The sequence below is a fragment of the Sorangium sp. So ce204 genome, from assembly GCF_051526795.1.
GTDB lineage: Bacteria > Myxococcota_A > Polyangia > Polyangiales > Polyangiaceae > Sorangium > Sorangium cellulosum_B.
In genome coordinates this window covers 3476489-3497049 of record NZ_CP150317.1, presented here as the reverse complement: position 1 = coordinate 3497049, position 20561 = coordinate 3476489, and the positions used below count along the sequence as shown (strand labels likewise).

16 protein-coding genes are annotated in these 20561 nt (G+C 71.3%); 8 read left to right on the top strand and 8 right to left on the bottom strand.

Annotated features, from left to right (window positions below; translation table 11 throughout):
- Nucleotides 1-11: 11 nt before the first annotated feature.
- The 3 genes from WMF22_RS13290 to WMF22_RS13280 all read left to right on the top strand — a co-directional run bounded on the left by WMF22_RS13290 (nucleotide 12) and on the right by WMF22_RS13280 (nucleotide 3267).
- Nucleotides 12-1022 (top strand): rhomboid family intramembrane serine protease, encoded by a 1011-nt coding sequence (locus WMF22_RS13290; RefSeq protein ID WP_437299460.1) that lies wholly within the window; start codon nucleotides 12-14, stop codon nucleotides 1020-1022.
- An 87-nt stretch (nucleotides 1023-1109) separates the two neighbouring features.
- Entirely contained in the window at nucleotides 1110-1811 is a 702-nt protein-coding gene (locus WMF22_RS13285) for a PA14 domain-containing protein (protein WP_437299459.1), read from the top strand.
- Nucleotides 1812-1956: 145 nt separating this feature from the next.
- Nucleotides 1957-3267, top strand: a complete 1311-nt coding sequence (locus WMF22_RS13280) for a GTP-binding protein (protein ID WP_437299458.1) — start codon at nucleotides 1957-1959, stop codon at nucleotides 3265-3267.
- A gap of 36 nt (nucleotides 3268-3303) precedes the next feature.
- Here the strand turns inward: WMF22_RS13280 and rodA are convergent, their stop codons facing one another.
- The 8 genes from rodA to WMF22_RS13240 form a co-directional block, all read right to left on the bottom strand.
- On the bottom strand, nucleotides 3304-4440 hold the full coding sequence (rodA, locus tag WMF22_RS13275; RefSeq protein ID WP_437299457.1) for a rod shape-determining protein RodA: 1137 nt from the start codon (nucleotides 4438-4440) through the stop codon (nucleotides 3304-3306).
- Entirely contained in the window at nucleotides 4437-6392 is a 1956-nt protein-coding gene (mrdA, locus tag WMF22_RS13270) for a penicillin-binding protein 2 (protein WP_437299456.1), read from the bottom strand. The genes rodA and mrdA overlap by 4 nt, the downstream gene beginning before the upstream one ends.
- Nucleotides 6389-6913 (bottom strand): hypothetical protein, encoded by a 525-nt coding sequence (locus tag WMF22_RS13265; RefSeq protein ID WP_437299455.1) that lies wholly within the window; start codon nucleotides 6911-6913, stop codon nucleotides 6389-6391. Before WMF22_RS13265 ends, mrdA begins: the two co-directional genes overlap by 4 nt.
- A 4-nt stretch (nucleotides 6914-6917) precedes the next feature.
- Nucleotides 6918-7775: a rod shape-determining protein MreC gene (gene mreC / locus WMF22_RS13260; protein ID WP_012235041.1), complete on the bottom strand. Its 858-nt coding sequence runs from the start codon at nucleotides 7773-7775 to the stop codon at nucleotides 6918-6920.
- Nucleotides 7776-7924: 149 nt separating this feature from the next.
- Complete coding sequence (locus tag WMF22_RS13255; RefSeq protein ID WP_276598056.1) at nucleotides 7925-8959, bottom strand: rod shape-determining protein; 1035 nt, start codon at nucleotides 8957-8959, stop codon at nucleotides 7925-7927.
- Nucleotides 8960-9072: 113 nt separating this feature from the next.
- Nucleotides 9073-9234: a 50S ribosomal protein L33 gene (rpmG, locus tag WMF22_RS13250; protein WP_012235039.1), complete on the bottom strand. Its 162-nt coding sequence runs from the start codon at nucleotides 9232-9234 to the stop codon at nucleotides 9073-9075.
- 194 nt (nucleotides 9235-9428) lie between these two features.
- Complete coding sequence (locus tag WMF22_RS13245) at nucleotides 9429-10361, bottom strand: RNA recognition motif domain-containing protein (RefSeq protein ID WP_438035990.1); 933 nt, start codon at nucleotides 10359-10361, stop codon at nucleotides 9429-9431.
- 517 nt (nucleotides 10362-10878) lie between these two features.
- On the bottom strand, nucleotides 10879-11832 hold the full coding sequence (locus WMF22_RS13240; protein ID WP_437299453.1) for a prolipoprotein diacylglyceryl transferase: 954 nt from the start codon (nucleotides 11830-11832) through the stop codon (nucleotides 10879-10881).
- Between the two features lie 246 nt (nucleotides 11833-12078).
- Between WMF22_RS13240 and WMF22_RS13235 the strand changes: the two genes are divergently transcribed.
- The 5 genes from WMF22_RS13235 (at nucleotide 12079) to carB (ending at nucleotide 20520) form a co-directional block, all read left to right on the top strand.
- Nucleotides 12079-12615 (top strand): MogA/MoaB family molybdenum cofactor biosynthesis protein, encoded by a 537-nt coding sequence (locus WMF22_RS13235; protein WP_437299452.1) that lies wholly within the window; start codon nucleotides 12079-12081, stop codon nucleotides 12613-12615.
- Nucleotides 12612-13829, top strand: a complete 1218-nt coding sequence (locus WMF22_RS13230) for a molybdopterin molybdotransferase MoeA (protein WP_437299451.1) — start codon at nucleotides 12612-12614, stop codon at nucleotides 13827-13829. Before WMF22_RS13235 ends, WMF22_RS13230 begins: the two co-directional genes overlap by 4 nt.
- Before the next feature lie 172 nt (nucleotides 13830-14001).
- Nucleotides 14002-15720 carry a carbamoyltransferase family protein gene (locus tag WMF22_RS13225; protein ID WP_438035989.1) on the top strand — a complete coding sequence of 573 codons (1719 nt, stop codon included), beginning with the start codon at nucleotides 14002-14004 and terminating at the stop codon, nucleotides 15718-15720.
- Nucleotides 15721-16077: 357 nt separating this feature from the next.
- Nucleotides 16078-17244, top strand: coding sequence for a glutamine-hydrolyzing carbamoyl-phosphate synthase small subunit (carA, locus tag WMF22_RS13220; RefSeq protein ID WP_437299449.1), 1167 nt, complete (start codon nucleotides 16078-16080; stop codon nucleotides 17242-17244).
- A 3-nt stretch (nucleotides 17245-17247) separates the two neighbouring features.
- Nucleotides 17248-20520, top strand: a complete 3273-nt coding sequence (gene carB, locus WMF22_RS13215; protein ID WP_437299448.1) for a carbamoyl-phosphate synthase (glutamine-hydrolyzing) large subunit — start codon at nucleotides 17248-17250, stop codon at nucleotides 20518-20520.
- Nucleotides 20521-20561 lie beyond the last annotated feature (41 nt).

Genomic DNA, 20561 nt, shown 5'->3' with positions numbered 1-20561 from the left:
GGGGCCGCTCTGTGACGGCGGGGCCGTCCGGCGAACGGAGGCGCGCGCTGCACTGCGCGCGCTGCGGCGCCCTCAACGGCGGCGACTTCAGCCGCTGCATCCGCTGCGGCGCGCCGCTCCTCGCGCCTGTCGCCCACGCCGCGCCCACCCGAGGACGCATCGACGGGCGAAGCCTGCTCGCGACCAAGATCCTGGGCGGGCTCACGGCGTTCGTGTTCGTCGGCCAGCTGATGGCCGCGCACTCCCGCGATCTCGGCCTCCTCTCGGCGTGGGACACGTCGAGCTACCTCCGCTTCGGCGCGCTCCTCCTCGCGCCCGGCGTGCCCTTCGAGCCGTTCCGGCTGCTCTCGGCGGTCTTCGTCCACATGGGCGTCCTCCACTTCGGCATGAACATGGTGACGCTCGGCATGCTCGCCCGCGCCGCCGAGCCCGCCGTCGGCTCGGCGCGGTTCGCGATCGCGTACGTGCTCACGGGCCTGTTCGGCTTCGGCGCGAGCGCCGCGTGGAACGTCTTCGTGCAGCCCGAGGTCGTGTGCACCGCGGGCGCGAGCGGCGCCGTGTTCGGCGTGATAGGCCTCCTGCTCGGCTGGCTGCTCCGCCGCCGCGACCCGCGGTGGAAGGACCTCGCGCTCCAGGCCGTGTTCTACATCGTCCTCTTCGGCTTCGTCGTGAACGCGTCGAGCACGGGCGTCCGCATCAACAACGCCGCGCACATCGGGGGCCTCGTGAGCGGCGCGCTGCTCGGGCTGAGCTACGCGGGCCCCTCGCGCGGCCGGTACGAGGGCGTGATGAACGCCGGCGCGCTCGCCAGCGTGCTCGCCTGCCTCGCGGCGCTCGCGCTCGCCCAGCGCTCGCCGGTCTGGCGCGCCGTGGAGTCGCTCGACGGAAACGCGCGGCAGGAGGCGCCCGGGCCCGAGCTGCACGGCCAAGCCAAGGGGCGTCCCGAGGACGCGCTCGCGGCGCTCGGCCCTCGACCGGCGGGCTCGCTCGTGCCGGGGGCTCCTGACGCGACGCGACGCTGATTGCGGCGCACGGCTCGAACGTCTAAGCGCCATCCTCGCATTCACGTGGGGGCGGGCCAATCCGTCCGTTCCCTCTCAGGAGACGTCATGGTCCGAACCTCGTCGCACATCGCCTCGTGCGTGCTTGCCGCGTCTCTCCTCAGCGGCTGCCATGTCACCATCCAGAGCGGCAACACGCCGGCAGAGGCCTCGCCGCCGCCCCCGCCGCCCGCCAAGAAGGCCTCCCGGTCGCGCAAGCCGGCCAAGCCCGACCCGGAGCCCGAGCGGCGCAGGACCCCGAAGTGGCGCCTGCCCACGAACAACGCGCCGCGCATCGCCGCCCCGAACGCGTTCGGCAACGGGGAGGGCGGCGCCTTCCGGGGGCTCGCGTACGTGATCCCCGAGAACACCCAGAAGCTCCCGACCTTCGACGGGCTCGTGCCGTTCGCGGTGCTGTTCACGGACAAGTTCGAGGTGAAGTCGCAGGACTTCTCCGGCGGCTTCCCGGGCGCGCTCGCGCAGAACGAGTGGTTCGCGATCCGGTTCGAGGGCGAGTTCAAGGCGCCCCAGGAAGGCGTGTTCCAGCTCAGGCTCACCTCGGACGACGGCGCGGTCCTCTACATCGACGACAAGCGCGTGGTCGCGAACGACGGCGTCCACAGCGCGAAGACCGTGGACGGCGAGGCCCGCCTCACGGAGGGGACGCACCGGCTGCGGCTCGATTACTTCCAGGCGCAGCGGGGCCAGGTCGCGCTCATGCTCCAGATCGGCCAGAAGGACAAATTCGAGCCGCTCGTCGGCCTCCGCTGACGGCGCGCCGCGCCGGCCGCGCCTCCCGTGCCCCGCCCTGGCGGGCACGGGACGGGGGTGGCGCGCGCGCGCGCGGCTGGCTTTCATGCGCCCGCGCACGTCCCGGCGCTCTCGTTCGCCTTTTCGTGTATCGTCGCCGCCGCCCATGGCGTCGGTGAACCCACTGTCGCGCGAGCTCGTCTTCAAGATCGTCTATTACGGGCCCGGCCTGGGCGGCAAGACGACCACGCTGGAGTACTTGCACGCCACGGCGAAGCCCGAGTACCGCGGCAAGCTCGTCTCCCTCGCGACGCCGGTCGATCGAACGCTCTACTTCGACTTCTTGCCGGTCCGGCTCCCGCAGCTGCGCGGGATGAACGTGAGGCTCCAGCTCTTCACGGTGCCAGGGCAGGTCTACTTCAACGCGACCCGGAAGCTGGTGCTCACGGGCGCCGACGGCATCGTGTTCGTCAGCGATTCACAGGCCGTTCGCGCCGACGCCAACATGGAGAGCATGGAGAACCTGCGCGAGAACCTCGCCGAGCAGGGGCGGGCGCTGGAGCACGTCCCGCACATCTTCCAGCACAACAAGCGCGATTTGCCCGGTTTGCTGCCGCTCTCGGAGCTCGACGCGATGTTGAACCCGTCCCGCGTCTTCTCGCTGGCCACGTCGGCGAAGACGGGGCTTGGGCTCTACGAGGGGCTCGAGGAGATCAGCGCCGCGGTCCTGCGCGCCTTCGAGAGCCGCCTGCCCGACGCGATGGGGAGCGGGCTGGGCGGGTTCGACGCGATCGAGGGCGGGCTCGCCACCGCCCTGCGCGACGCGTCGCCGCCGCCGTCGGCGCCGCTCGACGCGGTGATCTCGCGGCTCGCGCCGCCCAGCAAGCCGTGGTCGACGATGCCGCCGGACTCGACGATCGCGACGATCGGCGATCCGAGCGAGGGCGCCGCCGCGCCCGGCGCGACCACGTCACCTGGCGGTGAGCTCGCGCCGCGCAGCGCCGGCGTCAGGGATCCGGTGAGCCGCGGGCTCCCTTCGTCGCTGCGGCTCGCCGCCCGGAGGCTGGCCGCGCCGGCGGACGCCCCGGCGACCGCGCGCGCGGACGGCCCGTCTGCGGGGACGAGGCACCTCGCCCAGCCGGGCCTCTCGTTCGTCGCGCTCTGGCCGACCGCCGAGCGGGAGGCGATCGCAGAGATCGAGGCGACGATCGCCGCGGAGCGGTATGCCGTCGCGCTCGAGCGCTGCGACGCGCTCGTCGCGGGGATCTTCGACAAAGCGGCGGAGCTCGCGGGCTCGAGCGGCGCGGCGCGCGATCCAGCGACGGTGCCGGCGCTGCTCGGCCTGGACGGGCGCCGCTACCTCGGCTTTCGCGCCGTGGTCCGCAGAGCGCGCGCCGGCGGCGAGATCACCGAGCGCGACGCGCTCAAGGCCCTCGCGTTCGTCATCGAGGCGCGGCTCGCAGAGAGCGCGATTTGACGCGAGCCACGCGGCGGGCGCGCGCCCGCCGCGCCGTCAGAGCCGATCGAGCGAGGCGACGCCGGAGTAGCGGCGCATCGACACGCTCATGAGGAGCGCGATCGCCACCATCACCGTGGTCACGCTCGATCCGCCGTACGAGAACAGGGGCAGCGTGACGCCGACGACGGGCAGCACGCCCGACGTCATGCCGAGGTTGATGACCGCGTGCCAGAAGATGATCGCCGCGCAGCCGACGCCGAGCACCGCGCCGAAGCGATCCTTCGCCATCGACGCGATGCGGATCCCCCACACGACGAGGAACGCATAGAGGCACACGAGGACGATGCACCCGACGAACCCCCACTCCTCGGCGAAGACAGGGAACGGGAAGTCCGTGAACTGATCCGGCAGGAAGAGGAACTGGTTCTGGGTGCCCCGCAGGTACCCGCTGCCGAACAGACCGCCGTTGCCGATCGCGACGCGCGAGTGGTGGGCGTGCCAGCCGCGGTGCAGGAGATCCTCCTCGGGGTGGAGGAACACGAGCACGCGCGCGCGCTGGTAGTCGAGCAGCACGTACTCCCAGATGATCGGGATCGCCACCGCGATGGACACGACGAACAGCGCCGCGCTCCTCCACCGCACGCGCGTGACCGCCGCGATCGTCAGGAAGACGAACACGAGGATGGTCGCCGTCCCCAGATCGGGCTGCTTGAGCACGAGGAGCGCGGGGACCGCCGTCAGCGCCGCCGGGATCGCGAGATCGCGGAGGGTGCGGCCCTCGTTGCGCGGATCGTCGTGCAGGAACTTCGCCAGCGCGATGACCAGGAACACCTTCATGAACTCGCTGGGCTGGAACCGGAACGCGCCGAACTCGATCCACCGGGCGGAGCCGCGCACGTCGCGCGCGAGCACGAAGACGAGCGCCAGCGAGAAGACGCCGAACGTGTAGAGCACGTAGCCGAGGCGCTCGAGGTGCCGGTAGTCGAGCGCGATCAGCACGCCGCCGATGATGCCGCCCATGAACAGCCAGTACACCTGGCTGATGTAGAGCTCCGCGCGCGCGCCGGAGTAGACGCTCGTCGCGCTGTAGAGGTTGACGACGCCGAGCACCGCGATGGCCACCGCGGCGATGAAGAGCGGCCAGTCGAAATGATCGCGATCGCGCGAAGAGAGAGAGTCACCCCGGATCATGGCGTGCGCCCCGACGCGGCGGGCGCGCGGCCCGCGCTGCTCTTGCCAGCGCGCGGCCCCTCGTTCGGGCCGCCGCGGCGCTCCTTCGCGAGCTCCTGGTACGCGCGGACGACCTCGAAGGCGACCGGCGCCGCGTGCTTGCCGCCCGTGCCGCCGTGCTCGACGAGCACGACCACGGCGACCTCGGGCGAGCGCGCCGGCGCGTAGCCGGCGAACCAGGCGTGCTCGCGGTTGAAGTACCAGACCCGCTCGGCCTCGACGCCGCGGGTGAGCCGGTGCGAGACCTGCGCCGTCCCCGTCTTGCCCGCCATCTCCACGCCCGCGACGCGCGCCTTGAACGCCGTGCCGCCCTCCTCGTTCACGCCGGCGACCATCGCCCGGTGCACGAGGGAGAGGTTCTCCGGCCGGATGTCGATCTGGCGGCGCACGCGCGGCGTGAACTCCTGGACGACCGTGCCGGCGCTCGTCTCGACGGCCCGCACGATCTGCGGCTGGTACAGCGTGCCGCCGTTCGCGAGCGCCGCGTACGCGAGCGCGAGCTGGAGCACCGAGACCGTCGTCGCGCCCTGGCCGATCGCCGCGTTCAGGCCGAACCCGAGGCGGAACTGGCCCTTGTTCCGGAGCGTCATCCACGCCCGGGTGGGCATCCTGCCCCCCGCCTCGGCGTTGATGCCGAGCCCCGTCCGCGCGCCGAGCCCGTAGCGCTGGCCCATCTCCGCGATGACGTCCATGCCGACGCCGTACTCCGCCGCGAGCCGGTAGAAGTAGACGTTGCACGACTCGGCGATCGCCTGCTGCATCGCGACCGGCCCGTGCACGTGCGTGCACCGGAAGGTGCGCTTGCCGAACGTCAGCGCGCCCCGGCACCGCGAGGACTGGCGGGGATCGATGAGCCCCTTCTCGAGCGCCGCCAGCGCGGTGAACGGCTTGAACGTCGAGCCGGGCGGGTACGCACCGGACAGCGTCTTGTCGAGCGCGGGCTTCAGCGGATCCGAGTAAAGTCGCCGGAACGCGTCGCGGATGACCTGCTTCCCCGAGCCGCCGGAGAGCGCGTTCGGGTTGTAGCCGGGCTTCGAGTACAGCCCGAGGATCCGCCCGGTGCGCACGTCGATGACCGCGACGCCGCCGGCGAGCTCGCCGCGCATCGCCTTGTCGATCGCCTTCTGGATGTCGGCGTCGAGGGTCAGCCGGAGATCGCGGCCGGGGATCGGGTCCACCCGCCGCGGCTCCTCGATGATCCCGTCGCCGCCCGTCCTGCGCCGCCCCTTGGCGTCGACGAGCACCTTCTCCCAGCCGCGCGTGCCGCGCAGGTAGCTCTCCCAGGCGCGCTCGATGCCGGTGACGCCGATGCGATCGCCCTCGATGTACCCGACGCTGCGGAGCGACGCGAGCCGCTCGGCGTCCACCTCGGCCATGTAGCCGAGGACGTGCGAGCCGACCTCCTCGTACGGGTAGTAGCGCACCGGGACGGGCACCACGTCGACCCCCGGCAGCTCGGCGTCGTGCGTCGCCAGCGTCGCCACGGCGTCGCGCGAGATGTCCTCCTTGAGCAGGATCTGCTGGTTCTTGCGCGGTCCCTCGTCGGCGCGGATCGAGGTGATCAGCGCCTCCAGCCGCGCGCGCTCCTCGATCCCGATGCCGAGGTACTCGACGAGCTTCGGCCAGATCGTCTCCATGTCGAGGCGCCGCGGGACGACGTAGACGTTGTACGACGGCCGGCTCGCCGCGAGCACCTTGCCGTTCTTGTCCCGGATGATCCCGCGCGTGGTCGCGAGCGTCACGCGCCGAACGATGTTCTCGCGAGCGATGGCCTGGTTCTCGTCGACCTCGAGGATCTGCAGGTAGAACAGGCGCCCGAGGAGCACCATGAATCCGACGACCATGCCGAGCGCGATCCACCGGAAGCGCCGGCGGAACTCGCTCACGTCGGAGCGCTGGACGAGCAGGCTCACCGCGGGCTCTCCCCTGGCCGCGGGACGTTGATCGTCGCCTGGTGCACGCGCTCGGCCATCCGGAAGACGAACGGCGCGAACAGCGCCGTCGAGACCGCGTGCGGCGCGACGAGCCGGGCGAGCGCGCGGGTGCGCGCGGCGTCGCCCCCGAAGATGGCGGTGAGGATCACGATGAGCACCCCCTCGACGAGGCCGAAGACGAAGGCCAGCGCGATCTTCGTGAGGAGCGTCTGCGCGGCGAGCCGCACGCCGGCCGCCCGCGAGACGACGAAGGTCGCGACGGTGATGAAGGTGAACAGGCCGACCGGCGCGCCGGTGAAGAGATCGAGCAGGTACCCGAGCAGGAACGCGAGCGCGGCGCCCCGCGCGATCGAGTACTCGTGCACCCCCATGAACACGACGAGCGGCAGGAGCAGGCTCGGCGTGGAGCCCGGGATGTTCAGCTTGCCGATGAGCCGGAACAGGTTCGACTGAAGGATCAGCAGGGCGGCCCCCATCGCCAGGAACGCGGAGTTTCTCATCGCGTCACCTCCGCTGCGCCTGGGGGGGCGTCTCCTCCGGGGGTGTCGTCGTCACGATGAGCACCTCCTCCAGCCGGGAGAAATCGACCGCGGGCGCGACGTACACCTGCTGGTAGATGCCGAAGTCGCGGCGGACGACCTGCGTCACGGTCCCGACCGGGATCCCCTTCGGGAAGCGCCGGCCGACGCCGCTCGTCACGAGCAGATCGCCGACCTCGATCTCGTCGGTGCGCTGCACGTACTCGACGCTGCAGGAGTACTTGCTCTCGTCGCCCGTGCCGCGGACGAAGCCGCGCGCGCCGGTGCGCTCGACCACCACATCGACGCCGCTGCCCCCGTCGACGACGAGCCGCACGTCGACCGTGTCGCCGGCGCTCTTCAGCGTGGTGCCGACGACGCCGTCCGCGGAGAGGACCGGCAAGTTGGAGCCGATGTCCCGCGCCTCGCGATCGAGCGTGACGCGGACCACCCGGAAGAAATCGTTGGTGCTCTTGCCGACGACCTGGGCGCTCACCACGTCGGTCCGGAGGCTCTGGCGCAGGTCGAGCAGCCTGCGCAGGCGGCGGTTCTCTTCCTCGAGCGCCTCGAGCTTCCGCACCCGCTCCCGGAGGCGGGCGATCTGCGAGGCCTGCCTGGCGTTGTCTTCCTTGACGTCGACCAGGTAGATGTAGTCGCCCCAGAGGTTCGAGAGCCCGCGCGCCAGCGTCGCGGCCGCGTACTGGATCGGCGCCGCGATGCTGATGATGATCCGATCGGCCCCCGTGTTCTGCTTGGGGTCGCGCATGCTGGCGCGCAGGAACCAGAACGGCACCGCGAGCGCCAACAGCACGATCACGAAGTCGCGGTAGCGTTTGAGGTTCACCGTGGCTCCCGGACCCAGGTAGTACGAGGCGCCCCGCGAGGCCACCCCTCTCGACGCCGCGCGCGGCGCCCACCCCGGCGCGGGGCGGCTCGCCGCGCGCCGCAAACACCCCCGCCGGCGTGCTCACGGGCGGGACACGAAGACGACCCTCAGCTGATCGTGACCTCTTTCAAGAGCTCGAGGTGATCCAGCGCCTTGCCGCTGCCGAGCACCACGGCGCTGATCGGGTCGTCGCACACCATCACGGGCAACCCCGTCTCCTCGCGGAGGAGCACGTCGAGGTTCTTGAGGAGCGAGCCGCCGCCGGTGAGCACGATGCCCTTGTCGACGATGTCGGCCGCCAGCTCGGGCGGCGTGCGCTCCAGCGCGATGAGCACGGCGTCCACGATGGCGTTCGTCGGCTCGCTCAGCGAGTCGCGGATCTCGTCGGAGTTGACGACGACCGTCTTGGGGATGCCCGCGACCATGTCGCGCCCCTTGACCTCCATCGTGAGCTGCTGCTCGAGCGGGTACGCGTTGCCGATCGTGATCTTGATGCGCTCCGCGGTCTGCTCGCCGATGGCCATGTTGTACTTGCGCTTCATATAGGCCATGATCGACTCGTCCATCTTGTCGCCGCCGACGCGCACGCTCTGCGAGTAGACGATGCCGGCGAGGGAGATCACGGCGACCTCGGTCGTGCCGCCGCCGATGTCGACGACCATGTTGCCGCTCGGCTCGGTGATCGGCAGCCCGGCGCCGATCGCGGCCGCCATGGGCTCTTCGATGAGGTAGACCTCGCGCGCGCCGGCGCCCTCGGCGCTCTCCTTCACCGCCCGCTTCTCGACCTCGGTGATGCCGAACGGGACGCAGATGATGATGCGCGGCTTGACGAGCGTGCGGCGGTTGTGTGCGCGCGCGATGAAGTACCGGAGCATCGCCTCGGTGATCTCGAAGTCGGCGATGACGCCGTCGCGCAGCGGTCGCACCGCCTGGATGTTGCCGGGGGTGCGACCGAGCATCTCCTTCGCCTCGCGGCCGACGGCGAGCACCTTCTTGCCGCCGCGAGCATCGCGCTGGACGGCGACCACCGAGGGCTCGCAGGACACGATCCCCTTGCCCTTCACGTAGATGAGGGTGGTTGCGGTGCCGAGATCGATCGCGAGATCGTTCGAGAACAGGCCGTAGAGCCAGTCGAAGATCATCGCTTCGCCCTAGAAAGGAAAAAGGTTAAGCCGAGCACCGCGGAGGACGCAGCAGCCCGACCAGGCGCCCGCTTGCGCGGGCCCTGCGGCAGCGGCCAGCGGTGCAGCGTGGCCTAGCCCTTCGAGATCTTGCCTTCTTTGTGCTCGGTGTGCTTGCGCTCGGTCGGGCAGAACTTCTTGATGACGAACTTGTCCGTCATCGTCCGCTTGTTCTTCGTCGTGTGGTAGTTCGCGCGGCCGCAGTTGCCGCACGTCAGCTTGATGATGTCGCGCATCGGAGGTCTCCGAAGACAGGGCCGACCTGTTTCCACAGGCGGCCCTGGTTGAACCCAGGCACGGGCAGCACGGGAGCGCTAGCACCGCAACCGGCGGGGGGCACCAGAGGACGTGTGCCGGATCAGCGACGCCCGACCGCCCGTCTGGAGGGCGCTACCCTACGAGAAACGATGCAGTTGTCAACCGGGAGCGCTCATTCGTCGTCCCAGTCATCACCGCCGCGGCCGCGATCCCAGTTCTTGTTGTTGCTGCGCCGGCCACCACCACCGGCGCCACCACCGCCGCCGGGAGGACCGTCCCCGTCGTGACCGCCGCGCCGCCGGCGATCATCGAAGGTCTTGCGCGCAGGCGGCGGAGGAGCTCCGCCGCCGCCACCACCACCGCCGAAGCCGCCGCCGCCGCCGCCGAAGCCACCGCCGCCGCCGCCGACGAAGCCGCCGCCACCGCCGCCGAAGCCGCCGCCACCGCCGCCGAAGCCGCCCGGACGGTCCTCGCGCGCCGGCCGCTCACCCTTCGGGTGAGCGAGGTTGACGACGAGCCGCCGACCGCGCACGTCCACGCCGCGCAGGGCATCGATCGCGGCGCGCGCCGCCTCGGCGCTCGCCATCGTCACGAAGCCGAACCCGCGCTTGCGACCGTCAGGATCCATGGGGAGGTGGACCCGCACCACCGGACCGGCGCCGGTCGAGCCGATGAGCCCCTCGACTTCCTCGACGCTCGCGTCGTAGGGGAGATTGCCGACGTAGAGGGTGCGATCGGGCGCTGCAGCCGGCCCGCCGCCGCCCATACCGCCACCGCCGCCAGGGCCACCTGGCCCGCCGCCGGGGCCACCGCCGGGGCCCATCGGGCGCCCCTCGCGCCGCGGCGGCTCGGCCTGGAAGGGGCGGACCGAGATGGACTTGCCGCCCTGAAATGAACCGTCGAGCGACTCGCGCGCGGCGTTGGCTTCGCCGGTCGTCGAGAGTGTGACGAAGCCGAACCCGCGCGGACGACCCGTCGCGCGATCTTTCGGAAGACTGACCTCGACGACGTTGCCGCCGGTGGCCTCGAAGAGCTGCCGCAAAACGTCTTCGGTGATGGAGTCGGGCAAGCCCGCCACGAACAACTTACGCGAATCTTCAGCCATTGTAGAAAAACCTGGGGTTGGCCCCTGCGTTCCCTCTTATTTGGTCCACTCGCTCCGTGATCGATGTCGATGACGCGGAGCCTTTCGCGAGCGCGCCTCTCGATCGCCCCTCCCGCCCCTCCGTCGGCGGAAGGAGCGACCGAGCTCAATCGAGCGAAGGTCGGCGGGCCGACCCTCTGGTGCAAACTCCACCCCACGATATCTGGCGCCCCTGGCGCGTCAAGGGACCCGCCACGGGCGGGCGAGCCAAATGAAGGCCCGGAAGGAGCCGTCCGTGACCAGGCCGCATCCGGCCGCACCCCGCCGCGCCTTCGTCCCTCAGGCGAGCGCCGGTCCAGGCGACCAGGGACCCAGCAGCACGCGCTCCGTCACAGGCGGGTTTCGCCAGGCCGGCGCTCGGGAAACCCGGCGCTCGGGAGGGCCGAGCGGCCCAGCGCCGCCCGGCGAATGAGCGCATCGCGCGGCGTGGATCTGCCCGAAACCCGAAACGACCGGTCCAAGGCGCCCAGGTGCGGGATCACCTCTCGGCCCGGGCGCGGGAGGCCCGAGGCGCCTCGGCCTCATCGTCCTCGTCGGACGGATCGTCGTCCGCGACGCGCGAAGCGCCGTCCAGCGGGCTCGCCCCGGCGCTCGACGGCTCGCCGCGCGCCGCCATGCGCAGGAAATAGAGCCCCACCGCGAACAGACCGAAGCATGCCCACTGCGCGGGCGTGAGACCGGCATAGCGCGGATCGCCGCCGACGACCGTGCCCTCCCGCTCGCGCAGGAAATCGAGCGCGAACCGCACCGGAGCGTACGCGGTGCACATGATCCCGGTGTAGAAACCGAGCGGACGATGGGGGTTCCGGCGCCAGAGCACCGCGAACGCGATCGCGAGCGGGATCGCGAGCACACACTCATACAGGCCCAGATCGAACCGGCCGACATGTCCCGTCCCGAGCGGGTATTGGACCGCGAACCATGCGTCGGAGATACGGCCCGGATGATCGTGGACCGACGCGCAGCCCGCGCGCCCGAAGACCCACGCGAGCGGAAACGCGCTGTTGACGACCTCGCAGTAGGGCATGATCCGCTCGCGGCGATAGAAGCGCCACGCGAAGGCGCCGCTCAGCGCGCCGGTGAAGCCGCCGAAGCTCGACAGGCCGTCCCAGAGCGCGAAGAGGTAGAGAGGATCTCGGGCGACCCGCTGCGGGTGATAGAAGATCGCGTCGAGGACGTGCCCACCGATGAACCCGGCCGCCACGACCCAGAAGATGAACTCGCTCATCTTCTTCTCGTCGAGGCGCCGCTCGCGCGCGTGCCGCGTGGCGACCACGGCGCCGATGTAGACGCCGAGCGCCACCAGCGTGCCGAACGGCTTGATCGAGGGCGGCTTCGCCGGATCGATGAGCTGCCCCACGAGCGGGATGTGCTCCAGGAAAGCGAGCGGGATCTCGGGGAGCTCGATGTAAGGGATCAGAGGGCCTGACACGTCGCTCCCCTAGCGCAGCGACGAGGCGAAAGCCATCCGCCGTCGATGACGTCGGAGCGACAAGGCCGCGGCGGGGGCGCGCTCAGCGCGGCGAGGGCGCCGGGGACGCAGCGAGGCCGCCTTCGCCCGGTCGAGCGCCGCGCCGCCGCGCCGCGAGGCCACCGCGCCCGCGCTAAGTCCGCCGCGACGCCGCGCCGGCGTCGTCAAGAGTTCGCCAACCGCGGGGGACAGGCGTAAACCTGCCGCATGAGCCGCTCCCCCGTGCGCGTCGCCACGCTGACGCTCAGTGACACCCGCACCCTCGACGATGACGAGGGCGGACAGCTCCTCGGCGAGCTCCTGAAGCGCGCCGGCTTCTCCGTGACCTCCCACGCCGTTCTCCGCGAGGAGCCCGAGCTGCTGCGAGCGGCGATCGTTCAGATCGCGGACGCAGGCTCGGCCGACGCCGTCGTCACCACGGGCGGGACCGGGATCGCCCCGCGCGACAGGACCCTCGAGGCGCTCGCGCCGCTCTTCGAGAAGACGCTCGACGGCTTCGGCGAGGCGTTCCGGCGCCTGAGCTGGGACGCGATCGGGCCGAACGCCATCCTGTCGCGCGCCGCGGCGGGCGTCGCGCGAGGGCTCGTGGTGATCGCGCTGCCCGGCAGCCCGAAGGCGGTGGAGCTCGCCGTCACGCAGATCATCGGCCCCGTCCTCGCGCACGCGGTCACGCTCGCGTCCGGCAAGGGCGGCCACCACCACCGGCACCCGCAGCCCGCGCAGGGCGAGGAGCAGCGCGGATGATCCCCTTCGAAGAGGCGCTCGATCGGCTGCTCGCGACCGCTGCCCCGGTCGGCCCCGAGCGGGTGTCGCTCGACGACGCGGCTGGGCGCGTGCTCGCCGAGGACATCGCGGCCGCCGATGCGATGCCCGCCTTCGACTACAGCGCGATGGACGGCTACGCCATCGCCTCCGCCGACCTCGCGGGCAGCGGGCCCTTCAGGCTGCCCGTCCGCGGCGAGAGCGCCGCTGGCCGCCCGCTGCCGGCGCTCCAGCCGGGCACGGCGTGTCGGATCTTCACCGGCGCGCGGCTGCCGCCCGGCGCCGACACGATCGCGCCGCAGGAGGACGCCGCGCGCAGCGGCGACGAGATCACCCTGCAGGAAGCGCCGCGGGCGGGCGCCTGGGTGCGCCGCCGGGGCGCGGACCTCGCGGAGGGCGCCGTCCCTCTGCGCAGAGGAGCGCGGCTCACCCCGGGGAAGGTCGCGCTCGCGGCCGCGCTCGATCGCCCGAGCGTCCTCGTCGCGCGCCGCCCCGTGGTCACGGTGATGTGCTCCGGCGACGAGCTGCGCGCGCCCGGCTCGCCCGGCCCCGCGGGCACGATCCCGGAGTCGAACAGCTACTTCATCGCCGCGACCGCGCGCGCTGCGGGCGCCGCGGTCCGCATCGCGCCGTTCGTCCCCGACGACGCGGCGCGCGCCGCCGAGGCGGTGTCGACGGCGCTGCGCGGGTCCGATCTCGTGGTGACCGTCGGCGGCGTGAGCGTCGGCGACCACGACATCGTCCGCCCCGCGCTCGAGGCAGCCGGCGTGTCGCTCGATTTCTGGCGCGTCGCCATCAAGCCGGGCAAGCCGCTCGCGGTGGGGCGCGCCGAGCTCTCGCGGTGCGGCGTCGTCCACGTGCTCGGGCTGCCAGGCAATCCGGCCTCGGCCTCGCTCACGTTCGTCCTCTTCGGCGTGCCGCTGCTCCGCGCGCTCCAGGGCGACGCGGCGCCGCGGCCGCCCCGCGTGATCGTCCGCGCGGGCAGCGCGCTCAGGCGCCAGCCCGGTCGCGCCGAGTTCCTCCGCACCCGCCTCGACGCCTCGAGCGGCGAGCTCGTCGCCCGCATCGCCGCGAACCAGGCGTCGGGCGCCGTCACGAGCTTCGCCGAGGCCGACGCGCTCGTCCTCGTGCCCGCCGATCGGGAGCGCATCGACGAGGGTGATCGCCTCGAGGCCATCCGCCTCGCGGAGATCTGACCGCGCGCCGCGCAACGCCGCGCGCTCCCCACGGCGCGCGGCATTGCCTCCAGCGCGCGGAATTGCCACGCGGCCGGCGAATTTACGTCATGAGCCCGCGCCCGATCACACAGCGCTCGGGCGGATGGCTCACCTTGACCCTCGCGCGGGGGCGCCGGAAGATGGCGGAGCGATGCTCATCCTCGGGATCAACGCCTACCACGGCGATGCGTCGGCCGCCCTGCTCGTCGACGGCCAGCTCGTCGCGGCGGCGGAGGAGGAGCGGTTCAGCAGGATCAAGCACTGCGCGGGCTTCCCGCGGCTGGCGGTCGAGTACTGCCTCGGCGCCGCGGGCGCGCGGGTCGAGGACATCGATCACATCGCGATCAGCCGCGACACGAGGGCGCACCTCGGCGACAAGCTCCTCTACGCGCTGACGCGGCGCTCACCGGCGGGGCTCCTCAAGGGCTCGCTCGGCGCGAGCGACCCGAAGGTGCACCTCGGCGCCGCGCTCGGCGTCGACCCGAAGCGCATCCGCGCCGCGTCGCACAACGTCGAGCACCACCGCGCGCACCTCGCCTCCGCGTTCTTCCCCTCGGGCTTCGACGAGGCGGCGGTCCTGTCCATCGACGCCTTCGGCGACTTCGTCAGCACGATGTGGGCGCGCGGCCGCGGCAACAAGCTGGAGATCCTCCGGCACGTCGGCTTCCCCCACTCGCTCGGGCTGTTCTACTCGGGCCTGACGCAGTACCTCGGGTTCCCCAAGTTCGGCGACGAGTACAAGGTCATGGGGCTGTCGGCGCACGGCCTGCCGGATCTGCTCGACAAGCTCCGGCAGGTGGTGCGCGTCAAGGACGGGGCGTTCGAGCTCGCGCTGGAGTACTTCCAGCACCACACGAAGGGCATCGCGATGACCTGGGAGGGCGAGCCCCGCTACGGCCCCATCCACTCCGAGCGCCTGATCGACCTGCTCGGCCCCGCCCGCAGCCCGAAGAGCCCGATGGAAGATCGCTTCATGGCGGTCGCCGCCTCGACGCAGGCGGCGTTCGAGGAGGTCTACTTCGAGCTGCTCGCGACGGCGAAGCACCTCACCGGCTCGCCGCGCCTCGCCCTCGCGGGCGGCTGCGCCTACAACAGCGTGGCCGCCGGGAAGATCCGCCCGAAGGGGCTGTTCGACGACGTCTTCATCCAGCCCGCGGCCGGCGACGCGGGCACGTCGTTCGGCGCGGCGCTCTACGTCCACCACCACAAGCTCGACAACCCGCGCGGCTTTCACCAGACGCACAGCTACTTCGGCCCGGCCTTCTCGCAGGAGACCATCGACGAGCTGCTCCGGAAGGAGCAGGTCGCGTTCGAGACCCTCCCCGACGAGGACCTGATCCCCCGCGTCGCCAGGGCGATCAGCGAGGGCAAGGTGGTCGGCTGGTTCCAGGGGCGGATGGAGTACGGCCCGCGCGCGCTCGGCAACCGCAGCATCCTCTGCGACCCGCGGCGGCCGGACATCAAGGACGCGATGAACGAGCGGATCAAGCGCCGCGAGATGTTCCGCCCCTTCGCGCCGGCGCTGCCCCTCGAGCGCGTCGGCGACTACTTCGAGCAGACCTCGCCGGACCCGTTCATGGTCAAGGTCTACAAGATCAAGCCCGAGCGCCGCGCCGAGATCCCCGCCGTGACGCACGTCGACGGCACGGGGCGCCTCCAGACGGTGACCGCCCAGGAGAACCCGCGCTACCACGCGCTCCTCAGCGAGTTCGGCCGGCAGACGGGCACGCCCGTCCTCCTGAACACCTCGTTCAACGCGAGCGAGCCGATCGTCTGCACCCCAAAGGAAGCGCTCGACTGCTTCCTCCGGACCAAGATGGACGTGCTCGTCCTCGAGCGGGCCTACCTCGAGCGCGCGCCGGCCCTCTAGGCAGACCGCGCGCGCTCCTGGCAGGCCGCGAAAAGCCCGCCGGAAGCGGCCGGGGAGGCTCGGCCGAAAGTTCGTGGTTGACGTGGAGCGAGGGGACGGCAAATGGGCGTCCCCGGCATGTGGAAGAACGGGACGCCGGGCGCCCTGCCCCACCTCGACGGAGCGCCGGAGCAACCGGCTCCGACGACCGGGGGTGCTCGGACGCCTTGCCTCGAGCATGATGCCGGCCCGCCGCGCGGCGTGCGCGCGGACCTGGTACCCCATGGGCCCACGGCGCTGCATGCGCTCAAGGCCCCTCCTGCGTAAGGGTCCGCGCCGCGGCGGCCCAGGCGGTCAAAGAGGATGGATGCGAATCGGATGAAGCTCGTACTCGAAGACGGGACGACCATGACGGGCCGGTGCTTCGGCGCCCCGCGCGCGGTGAGCGGCGAGGTCGTCTTCAACACCGGCATGACGGGGTACGTCGAGACGCTCACGGATCCCTCGTACAGAGGCCAGATCCTGACGATCACGTACCCGCTCGTGGGCAGCTACGGCGTGCCCGCGCCGCGCAAAGCGGGCAGCGTCGACGGGCCCTACGAGGCCGACCGCATCCAGCTGCAGGGGCTCGTGGTCCAGAGCTACGTGGAGCGCTACAGCCACCACGCCGCGGTCCGCTCGCTCGGCGCCTGGCTCGCCAGCGAGGGCATCCCGGCGATCACCGGGATCGACACGCGGACGCTGACGCGGCGGCTCCGGGAGGTCGGGACGATGAAGGGCTGGCTGTTCCCGGCCGAGATGGACCTGGAGCGGGTGAAGCGCTCGGCCGAGGCCGTGGACATGCGCGAGGAGGTGTTCCGCCTCGTCTCGCCCCGCGAGCCCGTCACGTACGAGGGCGGCCCCCTGAAGGTGCTCCTCATCGACGCGGGCGCGAAGGACAACATCGTCCGCTCGCTCCTGCGGCGCGGGGTCACCGTCATCCGCGCCCCCTACCACGCGCCCATCGCCGAGCTCGCCGAGAGCGCCGACGGCATCCTCATCGGCAACGGCCCCGGCGACCCCAAGGACCTCGGCCCGCTGGTCGCCGCGGTGCGCGGCCTGCTCGGGACGTACACGAAGCCGATCTTCGGCATCTGCCTCGGCAACCAGATCCTCGCGCTGGCCGCCGGCGGCGACACCTTCAAGCTGCCGTACGGCCACCGCGGCGTGAACCAGCCGGTGCAGGACCTCCTGAGCCGCCGCTGTTACGTCACGAGCCAGAACCACGGGTACGCGGTGAAGCACGAGTCGCTGCCCGCCGAGTGGGAGCCCTGGTTCGTCAACATCAACGACGGCACCAACGAGGGCATCCGCTCGCGGCTCCGCCCCTTCTTCAGCGTCCAGTTCCACCCCGAGGCGACGCCCGGGCCCGAGGACGCGGGCTACCTGTTCGACGACTTCCTCCGCCTCTGCGGCGCGATGAAGGGTTCCTCCGATTCGCGACTCAAGACCGCGGGGGCCGCTGCCGCGGATCCCCGCGCCACCCCCACCGCAGGAAGGAGCTGAGCCATGTACGGCGCGTATCTCCCCAAGAAACCCAGGCGCGTCCTCGTGCTCGGCTCCGGCGCGCTCCAGATCGGTCAGGCCGGCGAGTTCGACTACTCGGGGTCGCAGGCGATCAAGGCCCTCAAGGAAGAGGGGATCGCCACCGTCCTCGTGAACCCCAACATCGCCACCATCCAGACGAGCGAGGGGCTCGCCGACCGCATCCACCTCTGCGCGGTCACCCCGGAGTTCGTCGAGCGGATCATCGTGAAGGAGGAGGTCGACGCGATCGCCCTCTCCTTCGGCGGGCAGACGGCGCTCAACTGCGGGCTCGAGCTCCACGACTCGGGCATCCTCGACAAGTACGGCGTGCGGGTGCTCGGCACGCCGATCAAGGCGATCCGCGACACCGAGGACCGGCGGCTCTTCATCGAGCGCCTCGACGAGATCGGCGTGAAGACCGCCCGCAGCCGCGCCTGCCGCTCGGCGGCCGAGGCCATGGCGGCGGCGCGCGAGATCGGGTTCCCCGTGATGCTCCGGGGCGGCTACGCGCTCGGCGGCAAGGGCAGCGGCATCGTCGAGAGCGAGCGCGACCTCGAGGACGCCGTGCGCCGCGGCTTCGCCGGCGGCGTGCCCCAGGTGCTCGTCGAGGAGTGCCTCCGCGGCTGGAAGGAGATCGAGTACGAGGTCGTCCGCGACGGGCGCGACAACTGCATCACCGTCTGCAACATGGAGAACCTCGACCCGATGGGGATCCATACCGGGGAGTCGATCGTCGTCGCCCCGTCGCAGACGCTGAACGACGAGGAGTACCAGCTCCTCCGCTCGGTCGCGCTGAAGACGATCCGCCACCTCGGCATCGTGGGCGAGTGCAACATCCAGTACGCGCTCGACCCGCACAGCGCCGATTACCGGGTCATCGAGGTGAACGCGCGCCTCTCCCGGTCGAGCGCCCTCGCCAGCAAGGCGACGGGCTACCCGCTCGCCTACGTCGCCGCGAAGATCGCCGTCGGCTACACCATGCCGGAGATCGCCAACGCGATCACCCGCAGGACGACGGCGTTCTTCGAGCCGGCGCTCGACTACCTCGTCTGCAAGGTCCCGCGCTGGGATCTCGGCAAGTTCCGCGGCGCGTCGATGCGGATCGGCAGCGAGATGAAGAGCGTCGGCGAGGTCATGGCCATCGGCAGGACGTTCCCCGAGGTCATCCAGAAGGCGCTCCGCATGCTCGACATCGGGGTGAAGGGGCTCGACCCCGACGCGTTCACCTTCAAGGACCTCCGCGACGAGCTGCAGAACGCGACGCCGCTCCGGATCTTCGCCGTGGCCCGCGCGCTCCAGGAGGGGATGTCGGTCGACGAGATCCACAACCTCACCAAGATCGACCGGTGGTTCTTGAACCAGATCGAGCCGATCGTCCGGATGCACCGGGATCTGAAGACGCTCAAGGTCGCCGTCCCCGCGCAGGCCGACAAGGCCGCGGCCGCGCAGGAGCCGGCGTTCGAGGAGGCGACCCTCCGGGAGGCGAAGCAGCTCGGCTTCAGCGACCGGATGATCGGCACGCTGACCGGCGCGCCGCGGGGCTCGATCCGGGAGGCCAGGAAGCGGCACGGCATCGTGCCCCACCTCGCGCAGATCGACACGCTCGCGGCCGAGTTCCCCGCCGAGACGAACTACCTCTATTCGAGCTACCACGCGTCGGCCACGGACGTCGCGCCGTCCTGGCGGAAGAAGATCATGGTGCTCGGCTCCGGCGCTTACCGCATCGGATCGAGCGTCGAGTTCGACTGGTGCTGCGTCAACGCGATCCGCGCGGCCTCGGAGCTCGGCTACGAGACCATGATGCTGAACTACAACCCGGAGACGGTCAGCACCGACTACGACACGTGCGACAAGCTGGTCTTCGACGAGATCAGCTTCGAGACGGTGCTCGACATCTACGAGCGGGAGCAGCCCTACGGCATCGTGGTCAGCATGGGCGGGCAGGTCCCGAACAACCTGGCGCTCCGGCTGCACGAGGCGGGGGCGCGCATCCTCGGCACGAGCCCGGGGAGCATCGACACCGCCGAGGACCGGAAGAAGTTCAGCGATCTGCTCGACCGGCTGGAGATCGACCAGCCGCGCTGGGCGCACGTCGTCGACGCGGGCCAGGCGGGCGAGATCGTGAACAAGCTCGGCGGCTTCCCCGTCCTCGTGCGCCCGAGCTACGTGCTGAGCGGCGCGGCCATGAGCGTGGCGCACGAGCCCAACGAGCTCGATCGCATCCTCGCCCGGGCCAAGGCCGTCTCCCCCGTTTACCCCGTCGTCGTGTCCAAGTTCGAGACCCACGCCCGCGAGGTGGAGATCGACGCGGTGGCCGATCGCGGGGAGATCATCCTCTGGGCGATCAGCGAGCACGTCGAGAACGCCGGTGTCCACAGCGGCGACGCGACGCTCGTCCTGCCCCCGCAGTCGCTCTACATCGCGACGATCCGCAGGATCAAGCAGATCGCCCAGCAGGTGGCGCGGTCGCTCTCGATCACCGGCCCGTTCAACATGCAGTTCTTGGCCAAGCACAACACGGTCAAGGTGATCGAGTGCAACCTGCGCGCGTCGCGGAGCTTCCCCTTCGTGTCGAAGGTCACGGGGAACAACTTCGTCCGGGAGGCGATGCGCAGGATGCTCGGCGTGGCGCAGCCGGTCGAGAACCGCGGGCTCGACCTCGATTACGTCGGGGTGAAGGCGCCGATGTTCTCGTTCTCGCGCCTCGTGGGGGCCGATCCGATGCTCGGCGTCGAGATGGCGAGCACCGGCGAGGTCGGCTGCTTCGGCGACGACATGCACGAGGCGCTGCTGCACTCGCTGCTCGCGACCGGCTTCAGGTTCCCCAAGAAGGGCGTGCTGCTGTCGCTCGGGCCGCTCGAGGACAAGTACTGGTTCGCCGACGAGGCCCGCGTCATCGCCGAGCACCTGAAGCTCCCCATCTTCGCGACCCCGGGCACGGCCGAGGCGCTCCGGGCGCTCGGGCTCGCGTGCACGAGCCTCGCGAAGCAGCCCGACGAGGGGGAGACGGCGATGAGCGCCATCGAGCAGGGGAAGGTGGATCTCGTGATCAACATCCCCCGCGAGTACGATCAGCTCGGCCGTCCGGACGGCTACCTGATCCGGCGGCGCGCGGTCGACGCGAACATCCCGCTCCTCACGGACCTCCAGCTCGCGCGGGCGGTCATCGGGGCGATGCGCGCGAAGAGGATCGAGGATCTGCGGACCCTGTCCTACGACGAGTACCTCGCGCGGAGCCCGGTGGCGCTCCGGTGATCTGAGGCGCCGACGCGGCGAGGAGTGGCTCCGGGTGGCTC